The sequence below is a fragment of the Candidatus Baltobacteraceae bacterium genome (genome assembly GCA_035502855.1).
Classification (GTDB): domain Bacteria; phylum Vulcanimicrobiota; class Vulcanimicrobiia; order Vulcanimicrobiales; family Vulcanimicrobiaceae; genus Aquilonibacter.
This window is the reverse complement of the sequence record DATJTX010000001.1, coordinates 23572-38725: the sequence shown is the minus strand read 5'-3', so window position 1 is coordinate 38725 and position 15154 is coordinate 23572. Positions and strand designations below refer to the sequence as shown.

General features: G+C 63.7%; 14 protein-coding genes. 6 read left to right on the top strand and 8 right to left on the bottom strand.

The window, feature by feature from the left end; all coding sequences use genetic code 11:
* The first annotated feature begins 21 nt into the window (after positions 1 to 21).
* From VMF11_00225 to VMF11_00210, 4 genes are read left to right on the top strand one after another with little or no spacing between them, the layout of a single operon-like run.
* A complete protein-coding gene (locus tag VMF11_00225) occupies positions 22 to 699 on the top strand; it encodes a DUF969 family protein (GenBank protein ID HTU68718.1) in 678 nt (225 codons plus the stop codon).
* Positions 696 to 1652, top strand: a complete 957-nt coding sequence (locus VMF11_00220; GenBank protein HTU68717.1) for a DUF979 domain-containing protein — start codon at positions 696 to 698, stop codon at positions 1650 to 1652. The genes VMF11_00225 and VMF11_00220 overlap by 4 nt, the downstream gene beginning before the upstream one ends.
* A complete protein-coding gene (locus tag VMF11_00215) occupies positions 1649 to 2632 on the top strand; it encodes a DUF2891 family protein (GenBank protein ID HTU68716.1) in 984 nt (327 codons plus the stop codon). The genes VMF11_00220 and VMF11_00215 overlap by 4 nt, the downstream gene beginning before the upstream one ends.
* A gap of 45 nt (positions 2633 to 2677) precedes the next feature.
* Complete coding sequence (locus VMF11_00210; protein HTU68715.1) at positions 2678 to 3202, top strand: DNA starvation/stationary phase protection protein; 525 nt, start codon at positions 2678 to 2680, stop codon at positions 3200 to 3202.
* A 51-nt stretch (positions 3203 to 3253) separates the two neighbouring features.
* Here VMF11_00210 and VMF11_00205 read toward each other — a convergent pair whose 3' ends face one another.
* Genes VMF11_00205 through VMF11_00195 form a run of 3 tightly spaced genes read right to left on the bottom strand, consistent with a single transcriptional unit; the run spans position 3254 to position 5125 of the window.
* Entirely contained in the window at positions 3254 to 3637 is a 384-nt protein-coding gene (locus VMF11_00205; protein ID HTU68714.1) for a DoxX family protein, read from the bottom strand.
* Between the two features lies 1 nt (position 3638).
* A complete protein-coding gene (locus tag VMF11_00200; GenBank protein ID HTU68713.1) occupies positions 3639 to 4307 on the bottom strand; it encodes a hypothetical protein in 669 nt (222 codons plus the stop codon).
* A gap of 11 nt (positions 4308 to 4318) precedes the next feature.
* Complete coding sequence (locus VMF11_00195) at positions 4319 to 5125, bottom strand: glucose 1-dehydrogenase (GenBank protein ID HTU68712.1); 807 nt, start codon at positions 5123 to 5125, stop codon at positions 4319 to 4321.
* A gap of 59 nt (positions 5126 to 5184) precedes the next feature.
* Between VMF11_00195 and VMF11_00190 the strand changes: the two genes are divergently transcribed.
* Complete coding sequence (locus VMF11_00190; GenBank protein HTU68711.1) at positions 5185 to 7998, top strand: TonB-dependent receptor; 2814 nt, start codon at positions 5185 to 5187, stop codon at positions 7996 to 7998.
* Here VMF11_00190 and VMF11_00185 read toward each other — a convergent pair.
* Genes VMF11_00185 through VMF11_00165 form a run of 5 tightly spaced genes read right to left on the bottom strand, consistent with a single transcriptional unit; the run spans position 7988 to position 12935 of the window.
* Positions 7988 to 8521 carry a DUF1697 domain-containing protein gene (locus VMF11_00185; protein HTU68710.1) on the bottom strand — a complete coding sequence of 178 codons (534 nt, stop codon included), beginning with the start codon at positions 8519 to 8521 and terminating at the stop codon, positions 7988 to 7990. The two genes, VMF11_00190 and VMF11_00185, sit on opposite strands and share 11 nt — an antisense overlap.
* Before the next feature lie 4 nt (positions 8522 to 8525).
* On the bottom strand, positions 8526 to 9185 hold the full coding sequence (locus tag VMF11_00180) for a hypothetical protein (GenBank protein ID HTU68709.1): 660 nt from the start codon (positions 9183 to 9185) through the stop codon (positions 8526 to 8528).
* Complete coding sequence (locus VMF11_00175; GenBank protein ID HTU68708.1) at positions 9182 to 10411, bottom strand: heterodisulfide reductase-related iron-sulfur binding cluster; 1230 nt, start codon at positions 10409 to 10411, stop codon at positions 9182 to 9184. The genes VMF11_00180 and VMF11_00175 overlap by 4 nt, the downstream gene beginning before the upstream one ends.
* Positions 10408 to 11547: an FAD-binding oxidoreductase gene (locus VMF11_00170; protein ID HTU68707.1), complete on the bottom strand. Its 1140-nt coding sequence runs from the start codon at positions 11545 to 11547 to the stop codon at positions 10408 to 10410. Before VMF11_00170 ends, VMF11_00175 begins: the two co-directional genes overlap by 4 nt.
* Positions 11547 to 12935 (bottom strand): FAD-linked oxidase C-terminal domain-containing protein, encoded by a 1389-nt coding sequence (locus VMF11_00165; GenBank protein HTU68706.1) that lies wholly within the window; start codon positions 12933 to 12935, stop codon positions 11547 to 11549. The genes VMF11_00170 and VMF11_00165 overlap by 1 nt, the downstream gene beginning before the upstream one ends.
* 56 nt (positions 12936 to 12991) lie before the next feature.
* On the opposite strand from VMF11_00165, the gene VMF11_00160 reads away from it, so the two are divergent.
* The gene (locus VMF11_00160) at positions 12992 to 15154 is read left to right on the top strand and encodes a S9 family peptidase (protein HTU68705.1); all 2163 of its coding nucleotides are present in this window, start codon (positions 12992 to 12994) and stop codon (positions 15152 to 15154) included.

Below are 15154 nucleotides of genomic sequence, written 5' to 3'. Positions count from 1 at the left end.
CGCCAGTCCTAAGACCACGCCATGATCGTTCTACTGGGCGTTGCGCTGGTCGTCGTCGGATTCGCGCTGCGCATCAATCCGCTGCTCGTCGTAACCGTCGCCGGCATCGTCTCCGCGTTGCTCGCCGGCTTGAGTCCGGTCCATATCCTCGAAGCGTTCGGCACGGGATTCGCTGCCAGCCGTTCCGTCACGCTCGCGTTCCTCGTCCTCCCGGTCATCGGACTCCTGGAGCGCTACGGGTTGCAGCAACGCGCGCGAGCGCTGATCGCGCAAGCCTCGGCGCTTACGGCGGGTCGCTTGCTGCTGCTCTACCTCGCGTTGCGCCAGTTGACGGCGGCTTTCGGCCTGACCAGCCTCGGCGGCACGCCGCAGATGGTGCGCCCGGTCATCTACCCGATGGCCGAAGGCGCCGCTATGCGTTCGTTTGGGGAGGTCCCGGAGAGCGTAACCGAGGCCATCAAAGCCAATGCCGCCGCGGCTGATACCATCGGCGACTTCTTCGGCGAAGATTGCTTTGTTGCCATCGGCTCGGTGCTGCTGATCACCGCCTACGTCAACGCGAGCTACCATCTCAAACTCGACCCGCTACAGATTGCGCTCTGGGCCGTGCCGACGGCGATCGCGGCGTTTCTGATTCACGGATTCCGGTTGCTGCGGCTCGATGCGCGTCTGGCTGCGATGGCGTCCGATTTGCAATGATCGGCCCCGAGTGGATCTACTGGCTGCTCGGCGGCTTCTTCTTCGTCGTCGGCGTGCAAATCGCGTTCGATCGCGCGCATCCCAAGCGCTGGCCGACCGCCGCATTTTGGTGCCTGTTCGGCGCGTCGATCTGCGCGGGGGATCACGTCCCGTCGTGGCTTCTCGGGGCCGTCGTGATTCTCGCCGCGCTGCTCGCGGGCTTCGGATTGACCGGGCGCGGCACGGTCCGCACCACGAGCGAAACCGAACGCGAAGCGAGCGCCGCGCGCAAGCGCAACCTACTCCTCGTTCCCGCGCTGACCATTCCGTTCGTCACCGTGCTCGTCGCGCTCGGCGGCGGGCACGTCACGATCGGCGCAAAGCCGCTGCTGGCTCCCGGTTCGCAAACGCTGATCGGGCTCGGCGTCGCGACGATCGCGGCGCTCGCGGTCGGATGGATGCTCCTGCGGCCGCGGAATCCGGGCGTCGCGTTCGTCGAGGGCAGACGGCTGCTCGAAGCAATCGGATGGGCAGCGCTGCTTCCGCAAATGCTCGCGACTTTGGGACTCCTCTTCACCCAAGCCGGTGTCGGAACGCAAGTCGGCTTGATCGCGCAACACGTCGTCCCCGAACACTCGCGTCTGTTCGCCGTGATCGTCTACGCGGTCGGCATGGCCGCGTTCACGATGATCATGGGCAATGCGTTCGCCGCCTTTCCGATCATGACCGCAGCGGTCGGATGGCCGATCCTGGTGGTGCAGCTCGGGGCGCATCCGGCGCCGATGTTTGCGATCGGCATGCTCGCCGGATTCTGCGGCACGCTCTGCACGCCGATGGCGGCCAACTTCAATCTCGTACCGCCGGCGCTGCTCGAGATGCGCGATAAGTACGGGCAGATCAAAGTGCAGATTCCGACCGCGATCGCGCTCTTCGTGGTAAACCTCTGTCTCATGCTGCTCGTTCCGTTCCGATGAGTACGCTGCACGAGGAGCTCGCGCCGCGGATCGCGCCGGTCGTGCTCGCCAACCTCACGACCCGCTATCCCTATCACGACACGCATCTCGTGCGTGCGGGCGAGCAGCCGCACGATCCGACGCAGGCACATCCCGCCTTCGGCAACTCCTTCGACTGGCACTCGAGCGTCCACTCACATTGGACCGCCGTACAATTGCTCGATCATTTCACCGCAACGCATGCAGATGTGCCGGAACGCGCCGCATTGCGCGCCGCCGTCGATGAAAATCTCGATGGCGCCTGCGTCGCGATCGAAACCGCGTATCTCGTTGCGTATCCGTGGTACGAACGCCCGTATGGCCGGGCCTGGGCCCTCCTTCTTGCATCTGCGGCACCGAGTGAAGCGCTTCACGACATGGCCAAACGCGTGGCGGAAGCCGCCGTCTTGTGGCTGCGCGTCTTGCCGGAGCCGGTCCGTCACGGTGTGCACGCCAACACCGCGTTCGCGCTCGGTCTCATGCTCGATTCGGCGCGCGTGCTCCGGCTGGAAACGTTGGAACGCACGATCGCCGAGCGCGCGCAAGCCTGGTTTGCGAACGACTGCGCGTGGCCCGAGCATTGGGAACGCAGCGGGAACGACTTTCTCTCGCCCGGGTTGGCGCAAGCCGATCTGATGCGCCGTCTGCTCGCCCCCGACGCGTTCGCGCGCTGGTGGAGCGCGTTCTTACCCGGTCTCTCGCGCGAGTCGCGAATCCTCGCGGTCGTCGACGTGCCCAACGTCAGCGATGGTCAGATCGTACATCTGCACGGCCTGAATCTTTCGCGCGCAGGAATGCTTTCGCGTATCGCAAAGGCGCTCGGAGAACCAGCGCTATTGGATCATGCGCGCCGGCTCTACCGCGCCGGCGTCGAGCACGCGATTTCCGGTGACTACCTGACCACGCATTGGCTCGCGACCTTCGCCTGGGATGCCGCCACGAGCATCGACCGCGCCTCGTAGTCCCGCACCCCGCAACCCGCACACCAGCAAAGGGGTCTACGCCAAATGGAAACGACAACACTCTCCCAATTCCAAGCGCGCCTGGGCACCCCGTCCGATCTTTCAGAGGACGCCCGTGCCGAGATCAACAAGGCGCTGCTTCCGCTCACGGCCGACGTCATGGCGCTCTTTCTAAAAACGAAGAATTACCATTGGCACGTCTCCGGCAGCCACTACAAGGAATATCACGAACTCCTCGACGAGCACGCCACGCAGATCTTTGCGATGATCGACGTGCTCGCCGAACGCTCGCGTAAGCTCGGTCAGCCGACGCTTCGCAGCGTCGGCCAGGTGGCGAAGGTCACGCGCGTCGATGACGACGACCGGGAGTACGTGGAGCCGCACGCGATGTTGCGCGCGCTCGTCGAAGACAACAAGGATCTGCTCAGCCGCATGCGCGCGCTGCACGGAACCGTGGATGACCTCGGCGACGTCGCCACCGCTTCATTGCTCGAGGTCTTCATCGACGAGACCGAACGGCGCATCTGGTTCCTCTACGAGACTGCCACCGGCGAACAGTACACTAATTAGCGAAGATCCGAACGCCCTCGCCCACGAGATCATGGCGCAGATTCCCGACAGCTAACGCAAGATCACGAAGCGGCCGCCGTCGGTGAAGAGAATCACCAGCAGCACCGAGATCAGCGTGAGGTCGTAGTACCAGCCATAGCCCTCTTTGCCCCAGAAGCCGGTCTTCCAGACGAAGATCTTCTTCTGGATCGCGCCGAGCATGATGAAAATCAATCCGATCGCCGCGAGCTGCTGCAGTACACCCAAGATCACTCCCGCGCCGCCGGCGATCTCGGCCACTGCTAGAAAAACGACGAACCCCTTCGGCATCCCGATGCTCTTGCTGCGCGCGTCCGGGTCCTTGAGGTCGTCGAAGCCGCTGTCCGCGTAGATCGCGCCGGCCATCAACCGCATGAGCACCAGACCATAATCGGTGAAATGCTCGAGATGAAACATACTATGAACCTCCACCAAAAACCGAGTCGGGAATCGCTACGTTGGTTTGATAGGTTCCATACGAGACCGTCGCGTTGCCTTTGTACGCCGGGAAGCTGACGCTGATCGTCTCCTCCTCCGGCAGGCGGTACGCACCGGCGACAACGCTCTCTTGAATGTCCATCACGATCGTCGCACCGTTGCGATAGAACCAGCGCGCCTCCACCGGGTCGAACGTGCCGGTGTCGACGTCGAGATCGACATGATCGACGGTCGATGGGTGCTTGTATCGCCCCTGTAGCGTCACGACGCTGTGACCGTTGCGCGAGCCGGTTCCTTCGATCGTGATATCGAAGGTTTGCGGCCACGTGAGCGGCGTGCCGAGCGACGAGTACACATCGCTAAATTCCTTTGCCAGTGATGGAACGCTGCTCATCCGCAGTGCGGATCGGTCGGGAAGCTCGAAATATCGCGTCCCGTCCATGCGTACCGGAAGCGAGATCGGGCCCTCGAAGACATGGGCTTCGATCTGTACGGGCACGACATACGACGTCAACCCCTTCGTATTCGCGACCATTCGATCGAGGATTTCGCCGACGCTCAGTGGCGCTTGCGTCTGCGCGAGGGAAGCACTGCCGGACCCCAAGATGGCCATCGCGACGACAAGGACCGGATGCCGGTACCAGCGCACGCCGAACCCGATCAGATCGAGACGGTTGCGACGGAGCCGCCGTCGACGCGCAGCACGCTGCCGGTAATGAACGAGGCCTGGTCCGAGGCGAGAAAGAGCACCGCTTCGGCCGATTCTTCGGACGTGCCGGCACGGCCCAGCACGATGTTTGGCCGGTTCTCTTTGAGAAATGCCTGCTCGGCCTGCGCCGGCGTGGTGCCGTGCTCGCGCGCGAGATTTGCGAGCATCTCCTCCACCAGCGGCGTCTTGATGAAGGCGGGTGCGACCGCGTTCACGAGGATTCCGTCCGCGCCGACCGCCTTCGAGAGGGACTTCGTCAAATTGTTGAGCGCGGCTTTCGAGGCATTGTAGTGGTTCATGACGGGATCGGGCTGTACCGCCGATTCCGATGAGATGTTGATGATCCGCCCGCGCCTGACTTTGCGCATGTGCGGGAGCACGAGCTGAATCAATCCCACCACCGAAAACAGATTCAGCTCGAAGAGCGCGCGCCAGTTTTCGAGCGTGAGATCTTCGAACGGTGCAAACGCTCCGATCGAGCCGGCGTTGTTGACCAGTACATCGATTCCGCCGAAGCGATCGACGGTCGTTTTCACCAAGCGCTCGCGGTCCTCGGCTTTGGTCACGTCACCCGCGATCGCAAGCGCCGTACCCGGCAAGTCTTTCGCGTCCCCAGCCGCCCTCTCGACCTCGTGCGCGCCGCGCGCGAAGAGGACGACGTTCGCGCCCTCGCGCGCGAACGCGAGACCGGTCGCGCGGCCGATGCCCTTGCTCGCGCCCGTCACGATAACCGATCGTCCCTTTAGCCCGTAGTCCATTGCTTTGTCCAATCGTATTGAATATAATCCAGGCTTAATATCGTTTCGAGGGGGGCCAGATGTATATCCGCCGTCTTTTCGGTCTTGCGTTGCTCCTTACTCTTTCGCCTCTCGCTGCTTATGCACAGGGCGCTCCGTCCGGCGCGATCGCCGGCTCGGTGAGGACGAGCGCCGGCGTCGCGGTCCCGGGAGCACTCGTCACGGCGGACGGCCCGACGCACGCGTCCGTCCCCTCCGATGCACGCGGCGATTTCAAACTCGCACTCACGCCTGGAGTGTATCGGCTCACCGTGACCAAGGGCGGGTATGTGCCGGCCTCGCTGTCCGACATTGCGGTTCTCGCCGGCTCGACGCAGTCGGTCGAGGTGACGATGACACTGGCCGACCTCACCTCGCTGCGCACGATCGCCACCGTCTCGACGTCGGCGCGCGCCAGTTCGATCAATACCGGCGCGGCATCGAGCACGTATCTGCCGGGTACGGAGGTGAGCAATCTCGCGAATCCGCAGATCAACGACGTCATCCAACGCATCCCGGACGTCGTGATCCAGCGCCAGGGAAGCCAACCCGATACCACGATCGTGCTCGGCGGCGTGCAGCCCTACGAAACCCAGGTACTGATCGACGGCCACCCGATTTCGCTCGGAGAGTTTGGCGTGTGGTTGACCGAGTATTTCCCGTCGTATCTGCTTTCCGGCGTTGAAACCGAGGTTGGTCCGGGCAACACGACTGCATTTGCCTCAACAGCTGTCGGCGGAACCACCAACCTGGTGACGCCGGGATATACGGTGAAGCCGACGACGAACTTCGTCATCGGCAGCGACAACTACAACTCTCAATATTCCAGCCTTCTGCTTACCGGATCGTTCGGTAAGTTCGCGTATGTCGCCGGCGCCGGGTACGGCAGCAATAACGGACCGTTCTTCAATCAGACGCACTGCGTGGTCTCGCCCGACAATTACTCCAGCGGCGATAACCTGCCGGGGAATACGGGGATCATTCAGTTCTGCGGAAACTCCAGTGGTTCGCTCTTCAACAAGGGCTTGATCTTCAAACTGCGCTACTCTTTTTCGCCGGCGACATCGTTCGAAGTCGGCTTCATCGGCGCGTACGGCGGCTATCTTCCGCAGGGCACCTCGTACGGTCAATACCTCGGCATGACGACGATCGAGCCGTGCCTTGTGAACGCCGGGTACACGGCAAACTCGGCGTGCACCAACCCCGGCTACGGCAATCTGGTCGGCAAGTCTATCCCGGCATACGCCTGGTATCCCGGTTCGAACGTCTATTACAACCAACCGATTTTCACCGCGGAGTTTCGCCAGTCCATCGGAAACGATACCTTGCTCATTCGCCCGTATGCCGGAAACATCGAATGGATCCTCGACGGAGCCGACGAGAACGAGTTCCCATACTTCTACTCTCTGCCCGGCGCGTGCAGCGCGGCGAATGGCGGCACGAGCGGAACGAATTGCGCTAACTTCATCAACGCATGCAACAACGAGTCGAATTACGACGGCTATTTTGCCGGAAACATCTCAGCCGATGGGACGGGCGAGTGTAACCAATCGCAATTCAGCGAGCTCGAACAGGACAAGCTCTACGGAAGCACGCTAAGCTATCTCCACCCAGTTGGCGATAATCTTTTCACATTTACCTACGATTTCCATGGGGATAACAGCTACGGCTACTACAACGCTAACATTCCGCAAGACGTTACCGTTCCCGAAACGCTCATGCACTATACGACGCTTTCGCTCGTCGGTGACATCCGGGTATCGCGCACCGTCGGTGTAAAGGCGGGTATTTATGATTCGACGTGGAGCGTGGACGGCTCCCAAAACGTGACGCCGTATGCGACGCCGAATCCGACCACCTACTTGGTGCCTCAAATCCCGTTGCAGCGCAGCGCCTCGCGGTTCGATCCGCACGTCGCGCTGACGTATCAGCCAACCGGCAACGTCTCCTACCGCGCGGCGGTTGGAACGTCGGAAACGTTCCCGTTCTCGGGATACTTGAGCGGCGCGCCGTTCTACACGCCGCCGTCGGCTACATCAGGCACGGTGGCACCCAATGGCTTCGTAACCTTCAAAGCGCCCTATCTCAACCCCGAGAACGCGACGGAAGAGAGTCTCGGCATGGACTGGCGCGCGCAGCCCAACGGAATCTTCCGAATTGACCTGCAAAATACGCAGGTCCACAACGTCTTTGAGGAACTCACGACTCCAACCGCGATTTCGTGGCCCTATAATGGCACGGTCCTCACCGGAGTGAGCACCGTGCAACCCACGAACGCTGCGCTTCTGAGCGTGCAGACAGCCACGCTGAGCTACACCTACGCGCCGCGCTTCGGCCTCGGCTATTTCGCCTCGATGGCTTTTGAACGTTCGATCGTCAACGGTATTCCGCTGGTCTTCTACGGGCTCGGCCCGTCACTACCCGCAAACGGCCAACAAACGTGCGGCTTCGGTCTGACCATTCCCGGCAGCGTCACGTGCATTCCGTACATGAAGGGATACTACCAGCTGAATTATACGTTCAAAGACCGATCGTATGTCGGCCTCGGCGCGGATTTCGAAGGGAAGAACAACACGTATTTTCAGCCGCCGTTCCTCCAGTTCGACTTGACCGCGAAGAAGACGATCACGCCCACGCTCGAAGCGCAGTTCAGCGTCGAGAACCTACTCAACACCAACGACTTCTATTATTTGCCGCAGCCGAACGCCGGCGTGACCACCACGCTCGGCCAGTACGGCCCGCTCACGGCGGGCGGACCGGCCCAGTACTATCAGACGACCGAGCCGTCTACGCTGATCCCGACGCTCCCGCGCACCATCCGGTTTCAGCTGCGCTGGCACGTCGCTAGGCCATAGCCTCGCGTAATTTCCGGATCGTATTCCAGTTGCGCGCGGTCGCTTGCGTGCCGAGCTTGCGCTCGATCAGCGCGGGTGTCAGCTTGGACTCACCGATGCCGTCGGGATAGACCGCGTAGAGCGTATTCCAGCGCAGCGCGGTCTGCTCGGCGCCCACGAGCGACGCTTGCAGCTCCTTGCCTTTCGCCGCTGCGGGCGCTTCTTTCAAGAAGACCGCGACGACGTGACTCGGATCGCGCTCCGCCTCTTCCTCGAACGGGTTGCCCGTTATGATCTCGTCCAGTTCCTGAGCGGTCCGCACCATCGCGGTCGTCGCAAGACTCATCTCCAGTAAGAGTATGCGTTCGATCTCCGTCTCGATCGTGGTCGGTGCGCGCTTGGGCGCTTCGAAAATCAGATTTCCGCTTTGCAGCAGCGTGCGCACGTCCGCAAAACCCAGCGCCTCCACGTGCTTGCGCACCTCCGCCATCGGCGCCGTCTTCCCGGAAACGTTCACGCCGCGCAGCAGTGCCAGATAGATCATCGTGTCACTGCAACGTATTCAGATCGACTTTGATCGAGCAATCCGAGGCCGAGGTGCCGATGTAGCGCGGATATTCGTCTTCGTCGTCCATCCGGTTTACTTCACAGCCGCCTTCGTCCAGTGTCGAAGAATAGGTCTTCGGACGCGTGGGCTCGATGGCAATTGCCGCCCGCGCAATCTTCCACGTCGCGGGCACGATCAGCATCGAATGCCTGTCGAAGATGATCGCCTCGCCGAACGGTGCCTTGCTGATCTCTCCGCCGGGTCCGAGTGCGACGTCGAATGGCGGCTGTCCGTCGGCGGCAGGATGCAAGATCGTCACTTTGTAGACCGGCTCCACCATCGTTCCCGGCGGGTAGACCAGGTCGGCGGGTTTTGCCTCGATGCGGCCGGGGCCGGCGGCTCCGCGGCAGTACAGCATCGCGTCAGGCGGCGCGGTTGCCTCGGCGGGCGCGTCGAGCACCGACGGCTCCGTGGTTTTGCCAAGGCTACTCACTCGCTCCCACGTGCCAAGCGCGGACGAACCATCGGCCGCGTAACACGTCGCCGTGCCCGTGCTCTTCGTAGCGGTAGCAAGCGTAATGGGATTCGGAGGCGGCGACGCCGCCGGCGCCGCGGCGATCGACGCGAGTACGAAAACGAGATAGGCATGGCGAACGGTCATGCTTCGTCCATTCGACGCCCATCGAGCGCTGCATCCAGGATCTCGACCGGGTGAACGATCTTCAGCTCCACGCCACGCTCACGCAGCAGCGCCTGCATCTGCAGCGTACAGCCGGGATTCCCGCTCGCGACGATCGGCGCGCCGGTCGCGAGAACGTTCTCGATCTTGCGCAGGCCGATCTCCCGCGAACTCGCCGGCTCGAAAAGATTGTAGGTCCCGGCGCTGCCGCAGCACTGGTCGCCGTTCGGAATCTCGACCAGCTTCAGGCCTGGAATAGTGCACAAGAGTGCGCGCGGCTGCTCGCGCACCCGCTGCGCGTGCGCCAAGTGACAGGCATCATGGTAGGCGACGACGGCGTCCATCGGCCGGCGTACCGCCCGCGGCTCGAGTTCGGCCAAGAATTCGCTGACGTCGCGGACCTTGCCGGCAAACGCCTGCGCTCGCGCTGACCACGCCGGATCGTCCGCCAAGAGCTCGCCGTACTGCTTCATTGCCGAACCGCAGCCGGCGACGTTCACGATCACCGCGTCGACATGCGCTTCTTCGAAGCGCTCGATCAGCGTGCGCGCGAATCGCTTCGCTTCCTGCGCACGTCCGCTGTGCAGCGAGAGCGCGCCGCAGCAACCCGCTGCCGGCGGTACGATCACCTCGCATCCCTCGGCGCAGAGCACGCGAATCGTCGCGGCGTTGACGTGCGGAAACATCACCCGTTGTACGCATCCCGCCAGTAGGCCCACCCGTGCCCGCATCGGCCCCCGCGCCGCATGACGCTCGGGCAACGGCGCCGCCGCCGCCGCGACGTCGATCGTTGGAAGCAGCGCGCCCCCTCGTACGAAGCGCTGGATCCCAAGCCGCGCGGCGAGATTCATGAGCGGCGCCAGCCGCAGCATGCGCTGCGGATACGGAAAGACCGCAAAGATCAGCGCGCGGTACCAGCGTTCGAACGGCGATCGCCTCACCTGCGTCTCGACCTTAGCGCGCGTCGCCTCGATCAGCAGATCGTAGCGAACGCCCGACGGACACGCGGTGACGCACGCCATACATCCCAAACAGCGATCGAAGTGCTCGACCACCGATTGATCCAGCGCGAGCGTGCCTTCCACGACGCCCTTCATCAAATCGATCCGGCCGCGCGGCGAATCGGCTTCCACTCCCCACGAGCGATACGTCGGACACGCCGGCAGGCAAAAGCCGCAGTGCACGCATTCCGAGATGAGATCGATCACAATCCGCCCACGAATCCGCCCGGATTCAAGCGTCGATCCGGATCGAAACGCTCCTTGAGCGCCCGCATCAATGCGAACGCGGGCGGAGGCGTTCCCCAGGAATCGAACGCGGCGCGCAATCGCGGCGGCGCTTCATCCACGACCAGCGTGCCGCCGACACTCTCGGCCCACGCCCGCGCTTGTGTAAGCGCATCGAGCACCCGCGGCAGATCCGAACAATCGCCGCCCAGGAAGCCGGCGCCGGTCACCGGATAGATCACCGAACGGGCGTGAAGCAGTGCCGCGTGGAGCGGAGCAATTGCGCGCGCATGCAGGTCTTCCACCATCGACGGCGGCGCGGTTACTTTGAGCTGAACGTCGCCCGAGGTACGCGCCAGGTCATGCACCGCGCGCAGCGATGCGCCTTCGCGCACGTCGCCCGGGTGGAGCGCGAGCGCCGCGCTGCACTGCGCCGCAACACCCGCCGGAAAGCCTTCGAACCGCACGCACGCCGCGTAGCGTTCGCCGTCGTAGACCGCGTACACGGCGCTCGGCTCGAGCTGCGCCTGCGTCATCGCGGCGCAGAGTCGCCGCAGCGCGCTCGCGTCGCAGCCGACGAACACGATGTCCTTCTGCGCTTCGGGCAGCGGATGCAAGCGAAACGTCACCGTGCCGATCATCGCGAGCGTTCCGTAGGTGCCGACCATCAACTTCGGAATATCAAAGCCCGCGACGTTCTTGACCACCTTCCCGCCGCCGCGTGCGAGCGTTCCGTCGGCGCGAACGATCGTCATTCCCACGATCACGTCCTTGGCGGTGCCGTAGCGCGTGCGCAGCGGCCCGTAGCTCGCGGCCGCGACCGCGCCGCCGACCGTCGTACGGTCCGGCGCCGGGGGATCGAGCGCAAGGCGTTGTTTCGATTCACGTAACACCGCCTGCAAACCGGCGATCGTCATCCCCGCCTGAGCCGTGACGATCTGGTCGGCCGGCACGTAGTCCACGATCCGATCGAGTACGCGCGTCGAGACGACCTCGTCGACCGGAACCGCGCTCGGACCACGCAGCGAGGCGCCGCCGGTGATACCGACCGTCTTCCGGCGCGCCGCCAATTCGCGCAACAGCGCCGAAGCCTCGTCGAGTGACGCCGGCGCGTGCATCAGCGCGCGCCCGCGCGATCGCCGCAAAGCCGCGGTGCCGGAAAGACCTTGGTCGGATTGAACGACTGCGTGGCATCGAACGCGCAGCGCACGTACTGCATCGTCTCCAAATCGTCCTCGCCGAACATCTCGCCGAGGTACGCCGCTTTATCGGCGCCGACGCCATGTTCGCCCGTGATCGAACCGCCGTACTTCACGCAGATGTGCAGGATCTCGGAGGCCACGTGTTCCGCTCGTTCCGATTCATCGCCGGCGCGCGCGTCGTAGAGCACCAGCGGGTGTAGATTGCCGTCGCCGGCATGAAAGACGTTGGCAATCCGGAAACCCGAGCGGCTGGAAAGCTCGGCGATCTCGCGCAACACCCGCGCGATATCGGAACGCGGAATCACGCCGTCTTGCACGTAGTAGTTCGGACTGATCCGCCCCATCGCCGCGAACGCACCCTTGCGTCCGATCCACATCAACTGCCGTTCCTTCTCGTCGTGCGGGCTGCGAATTTCGAGCGCCCCGCTCTCTTGCAGGATGGCGATCGCGGCCTGCGCGGTCTCCTCGACTTCGGCACTGACACCGTCGACGTCCATGAGAAGTGCGGCGCCGACGTCGAGCGGCCAGTCGACGTGCGTTGCGGCAACGATCGCTTCGATCGCCAGCGCATCCATCATCTCGATCGCGGCGGGAACGATCCCGGCCGAAATGATGCGCGAGACCGCCTCCCCCGCCTCATCGGTCGACGGAAAGGTGGCAAAAACGGTGCGTGTCGCCTGCGGCTTGCGCAAAAACCGCACGACGACTTCGGTCACGATGCCGAGGAGGCCCTCGCTGCCGATCACCGCACTCATGAGGTCGTATCCGAGCGGATCGGCAACCGCGCTGCCGATTTCTACCACCTCGCCGGTCACGAGCACCAGCGTGAGCGCGACGACGTGGTTGACGGTGAAGCCGTACTTCAAACAGTGAGCGCCGCCCGAATTCTCGGCAACGTTTCCGCCGATCGAGCAGACGCTCTGCGAGCTCGGATCGGGCGCGTAGTAAAAGCCCAGCGGCGCCAAATGTTTGCTGATGTCGAGATTGATCACGCCGGGCTGCACCCGCATGCGTTGGTTTTCGAGATCGACGGCGAGGATCGAACGCATACGCGCCGTGCCGATGACCAGGGCGCCTTCGACCGGCAGCGCGCCGCCGGAGAGACCCGTACCCGAGCCGCGCGGCACGATCGGCATGCCAAGCTCGCGGGCGCGGCGGATGCACCGCGCCACCTCGGCGGTGCTGCCCGGCAGAACGACGCCCGCGGGGCGCACGCGCGTTCCGGTCAGGCCGTCACATTCGTAGACGCGCAGCCCGGCTGCATCGCTGATGTAGTTTTCGGGGCCGACGATATCCGCGAACATGCTGCGGCTTTCGCCAAAGCAGGCGCAACGCCCGTCGGCGTTAACTAGCAGTTCTCATGAGCACGCCGCGACTTCTCACGTCTGCCTCCGGGCAAGCTGCCGATTCCTATTCTTCACCGCTCAATTCTTCGCGGGCCGGCCTTTTACGGCCGCTGAAGCGGCTTCTCGCGCTGGCCCTGGCGAGCGCCCTGCTCGCTCCGATCGCATCGCCGGGTGCCGTGCTGCGGCCGGTGCGCGCCGAGGACCTCTTCGCGCTCTCGCTCGTCTCGGCGCCGGCCATCTCACCCAACGGCCGGCTCGTCGCCTTCGTCGTCGCACGGATGAACGGACCGAAGGACCGCTACGATCGCAACGTGTGGCTGGTTTCGACGAGCGGGGGCGCGTCCTACCCGATCACGCGCGACGGTGTATCGGATTCGCCGGTCTGGGCGCCGGACGATCGTCTGGCCTTCGTGCGATCCGTCAACGGCGTACCGCAAATCTTCGCCTACGATCCCTCCAAGCGAACGACCGCGCAGCTCACGCATCTGGCCGCGGGCGCCTACGATCCGATCTGGTCGCACGACGGCAAGCGGATCGCCTTCGCGTCGGTAACGGTCGACAGGCAGCCGCCGGCACAGATCGACTTTGCCGCGGCGGGCTTTACGCCCTCACCGGCGCAGCGCACGAGCGACATCCGGCAAATCGACGTCGAGCGCTACGAAGTCAACGGCCTCGGCTATACCTACGATAAGCACCAGCATCTGTGGGTGATGCGGGCCGATGGCAGCCATGCGATCGCGCTCACCCGCGGACATCGCTGGTCGGAGGATCAATTTGCATGGTCGCCGGACGACGCGCGTATCGCGTTCACGTCGATTCGCCGCGACTCGCCGCGGGTGGGCCTCTCCGACGTGTATACGATTCCCTCCACGGGCGGAGCGATGCGGCGCGTGTCCTCGCCGCAGGAAGCGAATGTGCAGCCTGCCTACACGCATCACACCAATCGCCTCTACTTCTTCTCCGGCAACGTCGAGGACAGCGCCGAATATCCGGCGTTCGTCTCGATTGCACCCAACGAACGTGCGCCGACGGCGCTGGTCCCCTCGAACAGCTATCAGTGGGGCGACTGGGTCCTAGCCGACTTGAAGATGCCCGGTGCGATCTGCGGCCCGCTCTTCACCCCGAGCGATCGTACGATCGTCACCGACATTTCGACGCCGGGCTCGAGCACGCTGATCGCGATCGATCGCCGGACGGGCCTGGTCACCAAACTCACCGACGGACGCGGCGAAGTCGCCGACTGCACGATGAGCGCCGATGGATCGACGATCGCGTACACGTGCGCAGACTTCCGGCATCCCGCGGAAGTGTGCGTGCTGGATCGTCGAACGCGCCGCAGCCGCGCGCTGACCGCGCTCAACGCAGGCTATCTTGCGAGCGTCCTGCTTTCCACGCCGCAAAGCTTTTGGATTACGGATGCGGCCGGTTATCGCGTGCAAGCCTGGTTCATGCCCGCCGTCGGTCCGCGAGCGCACGGCAAGCGGCCGACGCTGCTCGATATCCACGGAGGACCCCAGGCCGAATTCGGGTCGACGTTTTTCCACGAGTTGCAATATTGGTGCGGGTTGGGATACAACGTGGTTTTCGTCAACCCCGAGGGGAGCATCGGCTACGGCTGGGCGTTCGAACATGCACTCGAGGGTAATTGGGGTCCGCCGATGTTCGATGACGTGATGCGCGTGATGGACGAGGTGGCAAAACGGCCGAACGTCGATCCCAATCGTTTCGGCGTGCTGGGCGGCAGCTACGGCGGCTATGCGACGCTGTGGGTCATTTCACACACCGACCGCTTCAAGGCCGCGATCAGCGAGCGGCCCGCGAGCGATCTCGCCACCGAGTCGCTCGACGCGTTTTTCGCAAGTTCCAACGGCCTGGGCGGCGAGTACGCGTGGGGAAAACCGTGGGATGCCGCGAGCAAAAACTACGTCGATTCACCGCTGAACGACGTTGAGAACGTCCACACTCCGTTGCTGCTGCTCCACTCGACGCAGGACACCGAGACACCGCTCGATCAGACGTTGGATGAATTCTCGGCGCTCAAACAGCTCGGGCGCGTCGTGCGTTTCGTCGAGGTGCCGAGCGAGAATCACGACCTCAACCGCGTCGGAAGCCCGATCCATCGCGTCGAGCGGCTGCATATCTTCGCGAGCTGGTTCGCCAAGTATCTCGAGCCATGA